Annotated in this window: 14 protein-coding genes; 6 read left to right on the forward strand and 8 right to left on the reverse strand. The window is 62.2% G+C overall.

Going from position 1 to position 14,490, the window contains the following annotated elements; all coding sequences use genetic code 11:
- Nucleotides 1-389: 389 nt before the first annotated feature.
- Genes AB4Y36_RS16425 through AB4Y36_RS16435 form a run of 3 tightly spaced genes read right to left on the reverse strand, consistent with a single transcriptional unit; the run spans nucleotide 390 to nucleotide 2,942 of the window.
- The gene (locus AB4Y36_RS16425) at nucleotides 390-1,388 is read right to left on the reverse strand and encodes a ParB/RepB/Spo0J family partition protein (RefSeq protein ID WP_069262986.1); all 999 of its coding nucleotides are present in this window, start codon (nucleotides 1,386-1,388) and stop codon (nucleotides 390-392) included.
- Nucleotides 1,385-2,593, reverse strand: a complete 1,209-nt coding sequence (locus AB4Y36_RS16430; RefSeq protein WP_028208684.1) for an AAA family ATPase — start codon at nucleotides 2,591-2,593, stop codon at nucleotides 1,385-1,387. The genes AB4Y36_RS16425 and AB4Y36_RS16430 overlap by 4 nt, the downstream gene beginning before the upstream one ends.
- A complete protein-coding gene (locus AB4Y36_RS16435) occupies nucleotides 2,532-2,942 on the reverse strand; it encodes a hypothetical protein (protein WP_368683733.1) in 411 nt (136 codons plus the stop codon). Before AB4Y36_RS16435 ends, AB4Y36_RS16430 begins: the two co-directional genes overlap by 62 nt.
- 1,046 nt (nucleotides 2,943-3,988) lie before the next feature.
- On the opposite strand from AB4Y36_RS16435, the gene AB4Y36_RS16440 reads away from it, so the two are divergent.
- Nucleotides 3,989-5,332, forward strand: coding sequence for a replication initiation protein (locus AB4Y36_RS16440; RefSeq protein ID WP_256094574.1), 1,344 nt, complete (start codon nucleotides 3,989-3,991; stop codon nucleotides 5,330-5,332).
- Nucleotides 5,333-5,586: 254 nt separating this feature from the next.
- Here the strand turns inward: AB4Y36_RS16440 and argG are convergent, their stop codons facing one another.
- From argG to AB4Y36_RS16465, 5 genes are all read right to left on the reverse strand, one after another.
- Nucleotides 5,587-6,921 carry an argininosuccinate synthase gene (gene argG, locus AB4Y36_RS16445; protein ID WP_069263475.1) on the reverse strand — a complete coding sequence of 445 codons (1,335 nt, stop codon included), beginning with the start codon at nucleotides 6,919-6,921 and terminating at the stop codon, nucleotides 5,587-5,589.
- Between the two features lie 52 nt (nucleotides 6,922-6,973).
- Complete coding sequence (locus AB4Y36_RS16450; protein WP_368683573.1) at nucleotides 6,974-7,177, reverse strand: hypothetical protein; 204 nt, start codon at nucleotides 7,175-7,177, stop codon at nucleotides 6,974-6,976.
- Nucleotides 7,174-7,329 (reverse strand): hypothetical protein, encoded by a 156-nt coding sequence (locus AB4Y36_RS16455; RefSeq protein WP_368683574.1) that lies wholly within the window; start codon nucleotides 7,327-7,329, stop codon nucleotides 7,174-7,176. Before AB4Y36_RS16455 ends, AB4Y36_RS16450 begins: the two co-directional genes overlap by 4 nt.
- Nucleotides 7,330-7,664: 335 nt before the next feature.
- On the reverse strand, nucleotides 7,665-8,675 hold the full coding sequence (locus tag AB4Y36_RS16460) for a glycosyltransferase family 2 protein (RefSeq protein ID WP_342949367.1): 1,011 nt from the start codon (nucleotides 8,673-8,675) through the stop codon (nucleotides 7,665-7,667).
- The gene (locus AB4Y36_RS16465; RefSeq protein WP_368683575.1) at nucleotides 8,672-9,001 is read right to left on the reverse strand and encodes a hypothetical protein; all 330 of its coding nucleotides are present in this window, start codon (nucleotides 8,999-9,001) and stop codon (nucleotides 8,672-8,674) included. Before AB4Y36_RS16465 ends, AB4Y36_RS16460 begins: the two co-directional genes overlap by 4 nt.
- On the opposite strand from AB4Y36_RS16465, the gene AB4Y36_RS16470 reads away from it, so the two are divergent.
- From AB4Y36_RS16470 to AB4Y36_RS16490, 5 genes are all read left to right on the forward strand, one after another.
- On the forward strand, nucleotides 9,000-10,085 hold the full coding sequence (locus AB4Y36_RS16470; protein WP_368683576.1) for an FUSC family protein: 1,086 nt from the start codon (nucleotides 9,000-9,002) through the stop codon (nucleotides 10,083-10,085). The genes AB4Y36_RS16465 and AB4Y36_RS16470 overlap by 2 nt on opposite strands.
- 399 nt (nucleotides 10,086-10,484) lie before the next feature.
- Nucleotides 10,485-11,768, forward strand: coding sequence for an MFS transporter (locus tag AB4Y36_RS16475; protein WP_069262982.1), 1,284 nt, complete (start codon nucleotides 10,485-10,487; stop codon nucleotides 11,766-11,768).
- Nucleotides 11,769-11,855: 87 nt separating this feature from the next.
- Complete coding sequence (locus tag AB4Y36_RS16480; RefSeq protein ID WP_342949371.1) at nucleotides 11,856-12,785, forward strand: LysR family transcriptional regulator; 930 nt, start codon at nucleotides 11,856-11,858, stop codon at nucleotides 12,783-12,785.
- 130 nt (nucleotides 12,786-12,915) lie between these two features.
- On the forward strand, nucleotides 12,916-13,410 hold the full coding sequence (locus tag AB4Y36_RS16485) for a hydroxyquinol 1,2-dioxygenase (RefSeq protein ID WP_368683577.1): 495 nt from the start codon (nucleotides 12,916-12,918) through the stop codon (nucleotides 13,408-13,410).
- 41 nt (nucleotides 13,411-13,451) lie between these two features.
- Entirely contained in the window at nucleotides 13,452-14,471 is a 1,020-nt protein-coding gene (locus tag AB4Y36_RS16490) for a hydroxyquinol 1,2-dioxygenase (protein ID WP_069262979.1), read from the forward strand.
- Nucleotides 14,472-14,490 lie beyond the last annotated feature (19 nt).

Here is a 14,490-nt window from a genome sequence, read left to right on the forward strand (position 1 = left end):
GGTGTGTCGAGTCGACACACGACCGATCGCCGGGGGAACGCAGGCATTATCGACGCCCGCTCGGCTTGACACGACGCAAGCCAAGCCGAACACCTTCTCTCCGCAATGTGTCGACTCGACACACGGAGCAAGTCGATGGACCCAACGTCTGGAAGCGCTCACCTCCAACAACCAACCCTCGACGAGCTGACGGCAACCGAAATCCTGGCACCGTGCACATCGCCACAGCCCGCACACGTCCCGGCCACGACGCACCTTCCCGTGTGTCGAGTCGACACACGCTCGCCCCGCCGGACAACTGTGTGTCAACTCGACACACAACTTAACCCGCAAAAAGAAAAAGCCCGCCGAAGCGGGCTTCCATCCACATCAACAACCTCGAGGCCCAATCAGCCTGGCTTCACATTGAACAGCTGACTAATCAGCTCCCGAATTTGCGTTTCCTGGGCATCCGACAGCACACCCGTCTTGAGCTTCACCGTAAAGCTGTTGGTGTCTTTGGTAATGCTGCCGGCGTGGCTCTTGCCCGAGAAGATCTTTTCGATGCTGCGTTCGGATACGCTTTCGGTCGATTCCCCCCGACTCGCTTGCGCTCCAATCGCCGCGGCCAGCTTGCCTTGGTCCAGCGTCCGGCCGACCACGGCCGGCCACAAGTCGCGCGCAGCCGAAAGACCCGCCGAGCCGTACTTCTTGATTGCCGAAACAACCTCGTCAGCAGCCGAGCCGCCGAGCAGTCGTGGATTCAAATCAAGATCGCGCCGGATGAAGTCCGGCAGATTTTCAAAGGCCAAAAACCGGTACAGGCCTTTGCGCGACATTCCCAACGCCTCCGCCATGCGCTTGCGCGTCGGAAACTCCCGTTCGGCGCGGCGCAGCGATTGTCCGATCTCGTAGTCGGTGAGATCTTCGCGACCGACGTTTTCCACCAGCGCGAGCACCGCCATGTCCTGATCGGAGCACTCGATCACGGAGGCGCGAATATCCTGTGCCTGAATCAGGGCGTGCGCGCGCAGACGTCGTTCGCCGGCGATCAGCTGATAGCCGTTCTCCGCCCGACGAACGACGATCGGCTCGACGAGCCCGACTTCGCGGATCGATTCGGCCAGCGAGGCAAGGCCCTCGTCGCTGAAAATCTTGCGCGGCTGCCACGGGTTCGGCTGAATCGCGTTCACCGGAAGCATGAGCTTGTCGCTCGTGTTCTCCAGTTCCTGGATGCGCTGCTGCGCCACCGCCAACGCGCCGAGCATGCCGGGCCCGGTCTTGAACGCGCTGCTGCGGCGCGGCGGCTCGGCCGGAGCGACGGCTGCCGGCCGTTCGGCGGCTGGCCGCTCCGACGTCGAACCGAGTTCACGGGTCTTCGCCGCCATCTTGTCGCGGAATGAACTCACTTGCCGGCCCTCCATTGTTCGACGTAAAGATCGTCGATCCACTGTACGTAATCAGTCAGCGGCTGACGCACGCGCGCGACCGTCTTGTCAGCGAGGTCTCCCTTGCTGATGTCGAACACGGTCGCCATGGCGAGTGCGCCGTTACTCATCGCGGAACTGGCCGGCACCTCGAGCGCGTTCACCCAGTCCTTGTAAGTCCGCTGCACCCACGAGCGCACAACCGGTGCAGACGATGTCTTGCCGTAGTCGACCTTCGAAAGCAGGACGGAAACGAAGTCGTATGTCTTCTCGTCACCGCGTTCCATGATCGTGTGCGCGAGGTCAGAAAACAGGCTCCAGAACGAGACCGAGCTGATGAAGTCCAGGCTTTCGGGCACGAGCGGCATGACCATCGCGTCGGCGGCCATGAGCGCATTGATCGTGAGATAAGACAGCGACGGCGCCGTATCCAGAATGATGTAGTCGTATTGCTTGCGCAGCACCTCGACCCCCTGACGCAGCAGATCCCAGAACTTGAACCCCGGGTTCTTGATCACGGTTCCGGGAATATGGAACTCCGCGGAAAACAGCGTGGGGTGCGCGGGAATGACGTCAAGTCCGTCCCAATAGGTTTCCTGCACAAAATTCAGCAGACCGCCTTCCATATGCGGGTCGTAGATGAACGGCAGGACCGTGCTATCCTCAGTCACTTCCTTTTCGGCATACAGACCGCAAAGCTCCGTGAGCGACGCCTGCGGATCCAGGTCGATCAGCAGAACCTTGCGACCACGCAAGGTCAGGCCTTGGGCGAGACACATGGTGGTGGTCGTTTTCGTCGAGCCGCCCTTGAAGTTGGCAACGAGAATCACCTTGCCGTCGGCGTCGCGCACCCCGGTATGGAGCGGTGTCTGATAAATATCGGAGACCTGCTGGACCCAGGTTCTCGCTTCCGGCAGCGTGAAGACCCGGCTGCGCCCGGAACCTTGCGCCACACCTTGCGGAAGACCCTCGCGGGTGGCGAGCAGGTTGTTCAGTTTGATGCGATCAATGCCGCACATCTCTGCGACCTGAGCGGACGTAAATGTGGGCGCCATCTTTCGCGGCCGCGGCGCCAGCATCATCTCCCGAAGCTCTTCAGAGAGACGACCGGCCTCTTCGGCAAATTCAGTGATCGCGGAAAGATCCACACGTCGATCGATCGACGGCAATTCGATAGTTTTCGCCATTAATACGCTTTTTATCAGAATTTGGATAAAGCGTAGAATACAGCAAAAGCGTATGAAAACACACTAATTGAGGGCGATATGAAAAAAAATGACCCTTCAAAACGGCCCATATTGCCCTCGTGGGACATTCCCAAGGGCAAAGTAGCAGCAAAACCGGCAACGTCGCCCAGGCCGTTGTAGGCCCTTTCGCTGCGGTCTGCCCATTTTTTGTGCAAATCGCCGGGGCCAGAGCACCTCGTTGTTGACGATGTCGGTCGAGGTTTTTGTGCAAATCCAGCTTCAGATCATTCCCCGCAGGCTTCATCGCTCCCATGCGCCCCGCACAGTCACGGTTTTTGTGCAGTTTCACCGGCTGGTCCGCTTAGCCCCCTGACCTAGCGGGCGGGTAACGATTTTTGTGCTTCCAGATTTCTGCGAGTCACCCTAGCCGGCCACGATTGCACAAAAACCGTTACCGTACGCGCAGGGAAAGCCTTGTTGCGCACGCGCCGACCACCGTAAAGGCACAAAAACCGTTACCCGATTTCCCCTGCACGCCCAATGCCGCTGCCATTTCGCTATCCCGAGGCAGCCCAATTCCACCAGGACGTACCTCACCGCCAACGCTGCACAAATTTCGTTACCTCGCGCAGGCGGCAAACGACGGAATCATCACACGGCGACCGCACAATAACCGTTACCTTCCGCCCGCCTTCCAGGATGTGCACAAAAAACGTTGCTATCACGGCGTCGCTCGGCCATGCACAAATTCCGTTGCCTTCCTTCCTCCCACCGAAAAGTCACTTCTGAATAACGTCCCATCGACCACCTTTGCCGCATCCAACTTGATGTCGGCTCGCGTAAAGACGTTCTGCACATAAACCACTTCCATAGATCACTGAAACTGCACAGAAATCGTTACCTTTCCATGGGTTTCGGTGGGCGAAAAGCAAATCAAGTCCCGATGCCCCGCCACCGAGAGCCTTTACGTGCGGGGCTTTGAAGGGTTATTCCTCTTGAATTTCCTCACTGCATCGCGAGACACAACACGAAAAAGTTCGCACTGAGCATCTTTTTTGTGAGCGGTTTGTTTGTTTACTTAAAGATAAAAACCCACCAACCAACTAACGTACGCACCCATTTTCTTGCTTTTCAAGGACTTGCCTTTCAAAAGCACCGTTCTATGTGCTCGCTGCACCGTTTTATGTGCGGCCGGGTGCCGTTTTATGTGCCGCCGCTGTAGAGATATTTGTGCGATCAGGTACGTTTTTTGTGCGCGAGCCGAATCCGGTGCCTGTTTGAGGTAACGTTTATTGTGTTGACTTGTGTTTGCGTAGTGATAGAGTGCCCGCCAATGTCGACGGGGAGAGCGTGCGTATGTCGGAGGAGAGCGGGCGAAGGACTACAACACTGCAGATGTCGCTGGGTCTCTTTGAGGAGATGTCCGGCCAGCCGATCAATGAGAGCACGCGGGAGATCGGTTTTCAGCGCAACAACGTGTTCGTCGCCATCAATGGGCTTGGGCTGTCTTCGCGCCGTTTCATCGACGCCGCCTATTTCATTGCCGCCCAGGAACCCGCGCCGCGCGATATCTACGACGTCGACCTGAATTACTTCAAGTGGCTCATGCGTTATGAGAGCCGCAACGTGCGCCATTTGCAGAGCGTCATCAAGGAAGCGCAGCGCGTGCTGATCGAGGTGACCGACACGCCGCCCGACCGCGCGCCCAGCGAAGACGACCAGTGGATTTCCGAGCAACTGATGGGCAGCGTCAAGATCGGCAAGGGGCGCATCCAGTTCCGCATTCCGCCGCTCATGCTGCGCCACATCACCGGGCCCGACAAGCATCACTGGCTGAACCTGTGCATCACGGCGTCGTTCTCGCAGACCTACGCGCGCGCGATCTACGACTATGTGTTGCCCTTCGTGGCGGCCGGCTTGACCGACTGGATCGAGCTCGACGTCATGCGGCGCTGGCCCGGCAAACTCGGTACGAGCGCGTCGGAGTTCAAGCATTTCCGGCCCAAGTATCTCGATCCGGCGGTGCGCCAGATCAACGAGCTATCCGACATCGACCTCAGCTACGAAACCCGGGCCGACTCGGAAACCTCGCGCAAAATCAACAAGATCCGCTTCCGGATGAAGCGCAAGGACACGGTCGCCGCGCTGCTTTCGCGGCAGCCCGACGCGCACGACCTGCTGCTCACGCTCAAGGAGGAGTTCGGCCTCTCCAACAAGCAGTTCGACGTGATCGCGGAGCATCGCATGAGCTGGACCGACGAGCGCATCCAGCAGGCCATCGAATACACGCGTTTCCGGCTCAACCAGGGCAAGGTGACCAAGAGCCCTGCGGGCTATCTGATGAAGGCGTTGAGCCACAACTGGCAGGTCTCGGAGGCCGAGCGCAAGATGGTGGCGATCCAGGGCGAGCTGGCCGTGGCTGCGACGGCTCAGGAGACCGCCAGGACGGTCGCGACCACGGCGGTGAAGCAGAGCATCGCAGCGCGCGACGAAGAGGCGCGCTCGCAGCGCAACGAGGAGGTCAAGCAAGGCCGCGAGCACTTCGAATCGGCCGACGAGAAGACCCGCAAGGAGCTGGTGCGGCTCTACATCGCCTCGCAGGCCGGCAAGCTCATGCTGCGCCGCCTGAAGCTCGAGGCGGGGGCGCTCTCCGACGGGAACATCCTCAACCACTCCGATCTGTCGTGGTATTTCGGGCAATTCGTCTACGGGAAGATGAAGCAACTTGCCGCGCAGTGAGTGTCTGCAATACGCTTGACGGCTGATATGTCGGTGGGCGTATTTCAGCCTGGCCTCGCAGTCCGTCACTGCCTTCCGCGCTCACGCAGCGGAAAACATCCAGTCGATCAACGAGTTAGGGCACTCGTCCCAGGTGTTCTCCACAAGCTTGCCAACAAAATCTGTGGGTAACTCGAATGCCAGTCGCAAACCCGCGCAGACATAAAAAAAGGGAAGGCCCAGTGCCTTCCCTTTCTCCCTTGAGCGACGACGCCTTACTTCTTCTCGTCGTTCAGCTGCGGCAGCGTATAAGCCGCACCCGGTGCGAGCAGACCGACCTTCGAGTACACACGCAGCTTCTCGCGCGTGTCGGTGATGTCGAGATTGCGCATCGTCAGCTGGCCGATACGGTCGCGCGGCGAGAACGTCGAGGCGACCTTCTCCATCGACAGACGCTCCGGCTGATACGTGAGGTTGTCCGACTTCGTGCTGAGGATCGAGTAGTCGTTGCCGCGGCGCAGTTCGATCTTCACTTCGCCGGTGATGGCGCGCGCCACCCAGTGCTGGGCCGTCTCACGCAGCATGATGGCCTGCGGGTCGAACCAGCGGCCCTGGTACAGCAGGCGGCCCAGGCGGCGGCCGTTCTCGCGGTACTGCTCGATGGTGTCTTCGTTGTGGATGCCCGTCACGAGGCGCTCATACGCGATGTGAAGCAGCGCCAGACCCGGGGCTTCGTAGATGCCGCGGCTCTTCGCCTCGATGATGCGGTTTTCGATCTGGTCGCTCATGCCCAGACCGTGACGGCCGCCGATGCGGTTCGCCTCGAGCAGCAGTTCCACGGCGTTCGGGAAAGTCTGGCCGTTCAGCGCGACCGGCTGGCCTTCCTCGAAGCGGATCGTCACTTCTTCGCGGTCGATCTTGACGTCGTCGCGCCAGAACGCCACGCCCATGATCGGGTTCACGATCTTGATGCCGCTTTCCAGGCTTTCGAGGTCCTTCGCTTCGTGCGTTGCGCCGAGCAGATTCGAGTCCGTCGAATAGGCCTTCTCGGCCGACATCTTGTATTCGAAGCCCGACTGGCGCATGAACTCCGACATTTCGGAGCGGCCGCCCAGTTCGTCGATGAACTGCTGGTCGAGCCACGGCTTGTAGATCTTCAGGTCCGGATTGACGAGCAGGCCATAGCGGTAGAAGCGCTCGATGTCGTTGCCCTTGTAGGTCGAACCGTCGCCCCAGATGTTGACGCCGTCTTCCTTCATCGCCGCCACGAGCATCGTGCCCGTCACAGCGCGGCCGATCGGGGTCGTATTGAAGTACGTGACGCCGGCCGTCGAGATGTGGAACGCGCCGCATTGCAGGGCGGCGATGCCTTCCGCCACGAGCTGCGCGCGGCAGTCGATCAGGCGTGCACCGGCGGCGCCGTATTCGGTCGCGCGGCGCGGGATCGAATCGTAGTCGTCTTCGTCGGGCTGGCCCAGGTTCGCCGTATAGGCGTAAGGCACGGCGCCCTTGAGCTTCATCCAGTGCAGCGCGGCGCTGGTGTCGAGGCCGCCGGAGAAGGCGATACCGACCTTTTGGCCGGTCGGAAGGCTTTCAAGAATTGTGCTCATGATGAGAAAGAACCCGGTAGAACGAGAATGCGGAAGGAATTCGGTCGAATCGTCAAGTATGTTGTATCCCCGGCCTTTCGGCAAGCCTGGCGGGGAGGGCGGCAGGCCACGTTCGACGCGGTGTCCGCGTTAATAAAAAAGGGGCGCAGCGAGGGCGCTTGCTCAGCGCAGGCGGCGGGCGGCAGCGCGGCGACCAGTCGACGAGGCCTTCGCGCGTGAGCGCGAAAAGCGCCTCACGCACGGGCGGAGGGCTCACACCGAAGCGTTTGGCGAGATCGACCGAATTCGGGTCGTCGCCGGGACGAGCCGGCCTTCGATGATGCCGCGCGCCACTCGGTCGACAATCCCGGCGACGCTCGACTGCTCGCCCGTTTCCAGGGCGGCCAGTACGCCGACGTCTTCATCCATGCGCTTTCTTTCCCCCGGGGCGCCGCGACCGGGCGCAGCGCCGCGGAGTGTAACAAATCCGCCGCCCGCTTCGCTCTCGAAATCGCAGGGCGGTTACGGAGATGTCAACACGGTCGCGAGAAGGTCTCGGAGAAAGGCGGGAATTCGCCATATGCTGAATCCAACTGTCGACACTAAAAGGCAATCCAATCGACTACCGGTCCGGCAAAGAGACGCCATGTACAGGTGCGCTCGCCAACGCCATGTGCGCGTATTCCAACGAGACGGACGACTGCGAGCCCGTCATGAAAGGTGCACCCCAGACCTGCAGCCCCGTTCACGGCGTGATGCGTTCGCTACGGCATGCGCGTTCGGGACGTATCCACGACCTGCTCGTCCTTCATGCCCAACAGGGCGACGGGCTCCGCGCCGGGCCGCCGCGTGGCTTTCCAGATCATCAGCAGGTGATAGTAGAGTCGCGGGCTGAAGCCGAAGCGGTACGCGTAGAGATTGCAGAGTGCGAGCTGCAGCCCGGCGCGCGCCTCGCGATTGCGCGCGAGCAGCGAGACAACGATCGGCACGAGCCGGCGCATGGCGAGCTTGCGCGCCGGTTCGAGTTCGGGCGGCAACGTGAGGCTGTTGAGAAAACGCCACGCCGAGATCGACGAGGCATTGATGCTCGTGCGCGTCGCCTGGGATACCGAAACGTCTGTGATGCGATAGCACGAAACGTATTCGTTCACGTAGCACACCCGTTTTGCCGCGAGGCACAGGCGCGTGCCGAACACGTAATCGCAGCAGGTGCCGTAGCGGTCGTCGTAGCCGATGCGCTTGACGAGCGCCGCATTGGCAAGCCAGCCGTTGTTGGGGAACATCTGCACGATGCCCACGCGGCCCGGCGGGTGTTGCAGTCCCGCGGCGCTGGCCGTACGGTGATACGCGATGTTCATGCGTTCGCTGGCCGCGTGCATGATGCGCCCGTCGTGATCGGTTTCGTATTGATCGCCGAACGCGACTTCCAGATCCGGATAACGCTCCCACTGCGCAAGCAGCTTCTCGATGCAGTGCACGAGCAGATAGTCGTCGTCGTGGATCAGGAGGATCTTGTCTCCGCTCGCCCGCTCGAAAAGGCTGGCCACGTTGGGCGCCTGGCCGAGCGCCGGCACGTTGCGCCGGTAGGCGATGCGCGGGTCGTCTCCGTAACGCGAGGCGATCAGCTGCTGCGTGCGATCGTCGCTCGAGTCGTCGCCGATCACGATCTCGATGTTCGCATGCGTTTGCATGAGGCACGATTCGATGCAGCGAACCAGCAGTTCAGGCCGGTTGTACGTCGGCAGGCAAATGGAGACCTTCGTTGTTGTCGTCATGGGCAGACCCCAGTGCTTGAGGGATGCGGAGACGTTCGCAAAAGTGGGTTCGTAATGCGAACTTCATCCGTTGCACATGACGGTAAAGGAACAAAACGCGAAAGAAATTGAAAATAATTCGCAAGGAATGCGCCTTGCGCAGCGCGGCCCGAAAAGCCAACACTGGCCGGCATCCGCACAAAATGCCGACGTTTGGTCTTACAAATCGGAAAAAAATCCGGGGTGGAAAAATCCTCCGGAATCGTCTGAGGTGGACTGAGTGCCGGAACAGTCGCGTCAATCGCGTTAACATTGGCGCTCCGCCTGAAACGACCGACGGCATCCATGGCCACCATCTCCTACGCCCACAAACCGCTCACGCTGTTTCGCCGTGCGCTCGCACGCTTTTCCCTCTCCGAACTCGCGAAATATACGAAACTCACGCTCGGCATGTGGATCGGATTCGGCGTGCCGTACGCGTGCGGGTATCCCGAGGCGGCGGTCGCGCTTTCCGGCTCGGCGATGCTCACACTCGCGCTCGGCAGTTCCATCTCGGCGGCGCGCGGATACTTCCACAAGCGCGTGATGTCGAATCTCGTCGCGATGCCGATCGGCACGCTGCTGATCTGGCTGACCGCGCCGCATTTGTGGCTGGGCGTGATCCTGCTGCCGCTCGTGATCTTCACGATCGTGCGCATGCGGCCTTCGGTGTTCCAGATGACGAGCATCACCGTGCCGATGACGCTCGTGCTCTACACGGGCGAGCACATACCGCTGCTGGAGCAGCGCCTGATCGGCGTGGTGCTCGGCATGCTGCTCGGTTTCATCATCCAGCAGGTTGCCTTTCCGCCCGATCACGGCTTCTGGGCGAATACGCTCGTGAACGACGGCAACGCACAGGCCGAAGCCTTGCTCACCGAGGTTGCAACGAAAACGCTGGACCGCGCGAAACTGAAATCGGCGACGGCTGCGCTGCGGGTGTCGAGCAGCAATCTGAAGCAGGCGCACGATCTCCTCAAGTCCGATCTCGAGCAGTCGTGGGTGTCGGCGCATTTGAAGCGCAATCGGGATCGCCTGCCGCTGTTCGCGTGCTACCACGAGCTGTTCGATTCGATCGTCGGCTTCCTTGAAACGCTCGATACGTTCAATGCGCAATACGAGGCGCTCGATACGCAATGGAAAGAGGCATACCGGCTCGGCCTCGCGCGCCTCGTGGACGTGCACCGGCAACTGGCTTCGCAGGCCGACCTTCGGGTGGAGCGCCCAGGTCTACTCGTGGAGCCGCTGACTCGCGGTGAACTGCATGCGCTTGTCGAAGCGCTGCCCGCAACGGGCGTGTTCACTAGCGTCTATCTCGGGCATTTGACCGGCTACGGCATCCTGCTGAGCCGTCTGAGCGACATGCATACCGAGCACTTGCGCAAAGCGTGAGCGCCGCACTCATTCCTCGCGGATCTTCCCCGCAATCCGCGCGGCGGCGGCCTGCAGATCGCTCGGGCCCGGGCAACTCATGCGCTGAAAGCCTACCGCCCGGCGCGCCAGCGAGCGTCTACCCGTAATTGTCCTGGGGTGGGCGCGCCGCGATGCAACGCGTGGCGCGCCCCGCTCGCAGCGTCCCGTCTGCCGTGCCCGGCGGCCTTGCGCGCCCGATTGTTCGCGATCCGCGAATGACGTATTCGGGCGTTATCCGGTACTGATTACGCTGCGCTTGCGACTATCTTTGCGTCGTCGATGTCGATGGCGTCCCGCGCAGTGGCGCACGTCGCGTCGCACACCCGTTTTCGACCATGAACGAGTGGCGCGGCATCCGGCCGGCCCAAGGAGACAGAGATGAAACCGAACACATGGGACACGGCCTACGAATGGAAAGCCGTGACGCTGCTGGCACTGGGCTTCGGCCTGGTGGGCCTCGACCGCTGGCTGATCGCGCCGTTGTTCCCGTCCATCATGAAGGACCTCAACCTCAATGCGCAGGATGTCGGCAATTGCATCGGTATCCTTGGCCTTTCGTGGGGCGTGTTCGCGGCGGTCATGGGCGGCATGTCCGACAAGGTGGGGCGGCGCAAGGTGCTGATCCCGGCGATCATCGCGTTCTCGCTGCTCTCGGGCTTCTCGGGCCTCGCAGGCGGCTTCGCGAGCCTGCTGGCCGTGCGCGCGCTGATGGGCGTGGCGGAGGGTTCTTTCTGCCCGACCAGCTTCGCCGCCACCGCCGATGCCTCGCATCCGAAGCGCCGCGGCTTCAATCTCGGACTCCAGCAAAGCGGCTTCGCGCTGTTCGGGCTCGCGCTTTCGCCGATCATCGCGACGCAGTTGCTGGGCGTGATGAGCTGGCGCTGGGTGTTCGCACTCGTGTCGGTGCCGGGCCTCATTCTCGGCTTGCTGATGTACCGCGTGATCCGTGAGCCGCAAGGCGCGCCTGCGCCTGATTCGGGCGCATCCGCGGCGAAGGCCGAACGCGGCCACTGGCGTGACGTGATTCGCAGCCGCAACATTCCCGTGGCGATGGTCGCGCTCTTCTGCGCCATGACGGGCGTGTTCGTGCTCGGCGCCATGCTGCCGCTCTATCTCACGCAGTACCTTTCGCTCGACACCCAGCGCATGGGCGTGGTGGCCTCGGCAATTGGCTTTGGCGGTTTCGTCGGACAGTTCGGCTTGCCGGGGCTTTCGGATCTGTTGGGCCGGCGCCTCGCGAGCGTCGTCGGCTTCGTGGGCACTGCTGTCATGCTGATCGTGTTTCGCGGTCTCGGCGCGCAGCCGTTCGCGCTCTTCGCGGTGCTGTTCGCGGCGTCTTTCTTCACGCTCGGCCTTGTTTCGCTGCTCTCGGGGCCGGTTGCCACAGAAGCCGCGCCAGCCGGCATGGTCTCGACTTCGATCGGCCTCGTGGTGGGCGCGGGCGAAATCTTTGGCGGCGGCGTGGCGCCCGCGCTCGCCGGATTCGTGGCAGCGCATTTCGGTATCCAGAACATTTTGTGGCTGCCGATCGGCGCGGTCTTCCTCGGGGTGCTCGTGAGCCTCTTCCTCAAGGAAACCGCGCCCGCCAAGCTGCGGCGCAGCGAGGCTGCCGCCCCCGTTGCCCCCGGCGCGCCCTTGCCTGCAGCGGGGCAGGCCGAGTAGCGTGCGCGCCGCCCGTGCAGAGCGGCGCGAGCGCCCGGAGGCGGGCCCTATACTTGAAGGGCCCGAACCCGAGAAGAAGAGAGGAGCATGGACCGATTCCTGAGCATCGAAGCGTTTGTGCGCGTGGCGGAAACGAGCAGTTTCGCGGAGGCGGCCCGGCAACTCGGCGTGACCAGTTCGGTCGTGACGAATCGTATCCAGCAACTGGAGAAGTTCGTCAACGCCCCGCTCTTTCATCGCAGCACGCGGCACGTGCGCCTCTCCGAAGTCGGCGAGGCGTTTTATCGTGAGTGCGCGGAGGTGGTGGGGCGTGTGAACGAGCTGACCGACCAGATGCGCGAGCTGCGCGCCACGCCCACTGGCAGGCTGCGCATCCAGATCTTGCCGGGCTTCGCGCTGGGCCATTTCGGCGCGCCGCTCGCCGAGTTCAACCGCCGCTATCCCGGCATCCAGCTCGACGTGATCGTCAACGACCGCGTGGTCGATCCGATCGAAGAAGGCTTCGACGTCGCTTTCCAGATCTTCCCGCCGATTTCCGATTCGCTGATCGAGCGACGGCTCTTTTCGGTGCGGCGGCTCTTTTGCGCCACGCCCGCTTATCTGGAGGAGCATGGCGCGCCGCAGCATCCGCGCGAATTGCTGCAGCACACCACGGCGCTCTATTCGGGCTATCCCTCGCGCAACCGCTGGACGATGACTCGCGGCGACGAAGTCGTGGAGATGGAGTTGCCCGGCATGATCCGCTCGAACTCCGTGCATTTGCTGCGCGATTACGCGCTCACGGGCGGCGGCGTGGTGTGCCTGCCTACGCTCGTGGCGAGCGAGGCGCTCCTAAACGGTTCGCTCGTGCCGATCCTCACCGACTACCACCTATCGGCATTGAGTTTTGCCGCCGTGTATCCCTCCACACAGCGCCAGGCCCTGAAAGTGAAGGCGCTGGTGGAGTTTCTGGCCGAGTATCTGGGCCCCGAGCCCGCCTGGGACGTGCCGCTGATCGAGCGCGGCTGGGTGCGCTAACGCCTGCGACGATCGCCTGCCGCGATTATTTGCGAAACGCGAATGCCGTAGTTGCCTGGCCGCCGGTTGTTGCCGCCGCGCAGCGCTCCTAAAGTTGACTCCAACGAACCTTCCAAAACAGGAGACAGCCATGACCGATTCGTCATTCCACACCGCCTTCGGTTCGCTCGAGCAGTATCGCAAGGGCGAGATCGAAATCACGAGCGGCGACGCCCGCCACTATGTTTTCTCCAATGTGTTCGAAGTCGCCGCAAGCTCTGCGCCCTACGAGAAAGTCGTGGTCGGCAAGAACCTCGACTACGTGATCGAGGTGCTGCGCACGGAAGGGCAATCGCGCTGGTTCGCCTGCGCACACGATGAGTTCGCGATCCTGATGGATGGCGAAGTGCGCATCGACTTCATCAAGCTCGATACGCCGCCCAGGGGCGGTACGGGCACGGTCGACGCGGGCGAGCAGCCCGCGGGCCGCAAGATGGGCCACGTGGTGTTGCGCCGCGGCCATCAAGCGCTGCTGCCGGCCGGCTGCGCGTATCGCTTCAGCGCGCAGAGGGCTGGCGTGGCGCTCGTGCAGACCATGGCCGGTGAACTGTCCGTGCAGAAGTGGGCGGATATCTGCCTGCACTGACAACACGCGCTATCCGAACACTCGACTACTGGAGACACGACATGGCCACCCTCGATACCCTCGACCATTCCGCAGGCTTTGCCGCCGACACCGTGCGCGCGAGCGAGCCCGACGCCGTGACCGGCTATCGCCGCTACACGCTCGGCGCGTTCGAATTCACGCGCGACGAGTACTTCGTGAAAGTGCTGTGGCCCGCGAAAGGGCAGACGCGCACGCACGCCATCCCCGCCGACGCCTTCCTGCGCGCCATGATGCGCGACGTGGCCTGGGGCTTCTTCTACGGCTGGGTGAACTTCGATCACGTGTTCGGCACGCGCAACCACTACGGCAAGGTGGACGTGTATGCGGGCTCGTTCAACGGCATCATGAAGGACGCCGGCGTGGACTATATCGAGACATTCGAAACGCCCACCATCATGGCGACCTTCAAGGCGATCCTGCACGACTGGACCAACGAAGGCTTCGACCCGTTCGCCGCGCCCGAGGAAACCGGTACCGCATTCGGCCGCAAGCATGGCGAGAACGATGCCGCGATCGAGCGTACGCGCATCGCCACGCGCCGCATGCCGGGCCTCGAAGGCGACTCGCCGCTGCGCGACGACCTCCCGGTGAACCGCGCCTTCGCCGACGTGCCTCAGGACAACCCCGAAGTGCACGCCGAGCCCGGCTTCGAAGGCGAGCTGCACGCGTTCAACCTCTTCAAGTACCTCTCGCGCTCGGACGTGACATGGAACCCCTCGGTCACTTCGGTGTGCGGCCAGAGCCTGTTCTGCCCGACCACGGAGGAATACATCCTGCCGGTTTTCCACGGCAACGACCGCGTGGAGTGGTTCCTGCAGCTCTCCGACGAGATCGTCTGGGACATCGGCGACAAGAACACCGGCGCGCCGCGCGCACGCATCACCATGCGCGCGGGCGACATTTGCGCCATGCCCGCCGATATCCGCCACCAGGGCTATTCGACCAAGCGCTCGATGCTGCTCGTGTGGGAGAACGCGACCGCAGGTTTGCCCAAGCGCTACGAGAGCGGCGAACTCAAGCCGTATCCGGTCGAGTTTTGAACGAGCTTCGCAGCTACAC

The organism is Paraburkholderia sp. BR10936, assembly GCF_040965735.1.
GTDB lineage: Bacteria > Pseudomonadota > Gammaproteobacteria > Burkholderiales > Burkholderiaceae > Paraburkholderia > Paraburkholderia nodosa_A.

Coding starts and splice junctions, on each gene's coding strand:
- AB4Y36_RS16430 (WP_028208684.1), bottom strand. CDS start 2,593: ATGGCGAAAACTATCGAATTGCCGTCGATCGATCGACGTGTGGATCTT.
- AB4Y36_RS16440 (WP_256094574.1), top strand. CDS start 3,989: ATGTCGCTGGGTCTCTTTGAGGAGATGTCCGGCCAGCCGATCAATGAG.
- argG (WP_069263475.1), bottom strand. CDS start 6,921: ATGAGCACAATTCTTGAAAGCCTTCCGACCGGCCAAAAGGTCGGTATC.
- AB4Y36_RS16455 (WP_368683574.1), bottom strand. CDS start 7,329: ATGGATGAAGACGTCGGCGTACTGGCCGCCCTGGAAACGGGCGAGCAG.
- AB4Y36_RS16460 (WP_342949367.1), bottom strand. CDS start 8,675: ATGACGACAACAACGAAGGTCTCCATTTGCCTGCCGACGTACAACCGG.
- AB4Y36_RS16470 (WP_368683576.1), top strand. CDS start 9,000: ATGGCCACCATCTCCTACGCCCACAAACCGCTCACGCTGTTTCGCCGT.
- AB4Y36_RS16465 (WP_368683575.1), bottom strand. CDS start 9,001: ATGGATGCCGTCGGTCGTTTCAGGCGGAGCGCCAATGTTAACGCGATT.
- AB4Y36_RS16475 (WP_069262982.1), top strand. CDS start 10,485: ATGAAACCGAACACATGGGACACGGCCTACGAATGGAAAGCCGTGACG.
- AB4Y36_RS16480 (WP_342949371.1), top strand. CDS start 11,856: ATGGACCGATTCCTGAGCATCGAAGCGTTTGTGCGCGTGGCGGAAACG.
- AB4Y36_RS16485 (WP_368683577.1), top strand. CDS start 12,916: ATGACCGATTCGTCATTCCACACCGCCTTCGGTTCGCTCGAGCAGTAT.
- AB4Y36_RS16490 (WP_069262979.1), top strand. CDS start 13,452: ATGGCCACCCTCGATACCCTCGACCATTCCGCAGGCTTTGCCGCCGAC.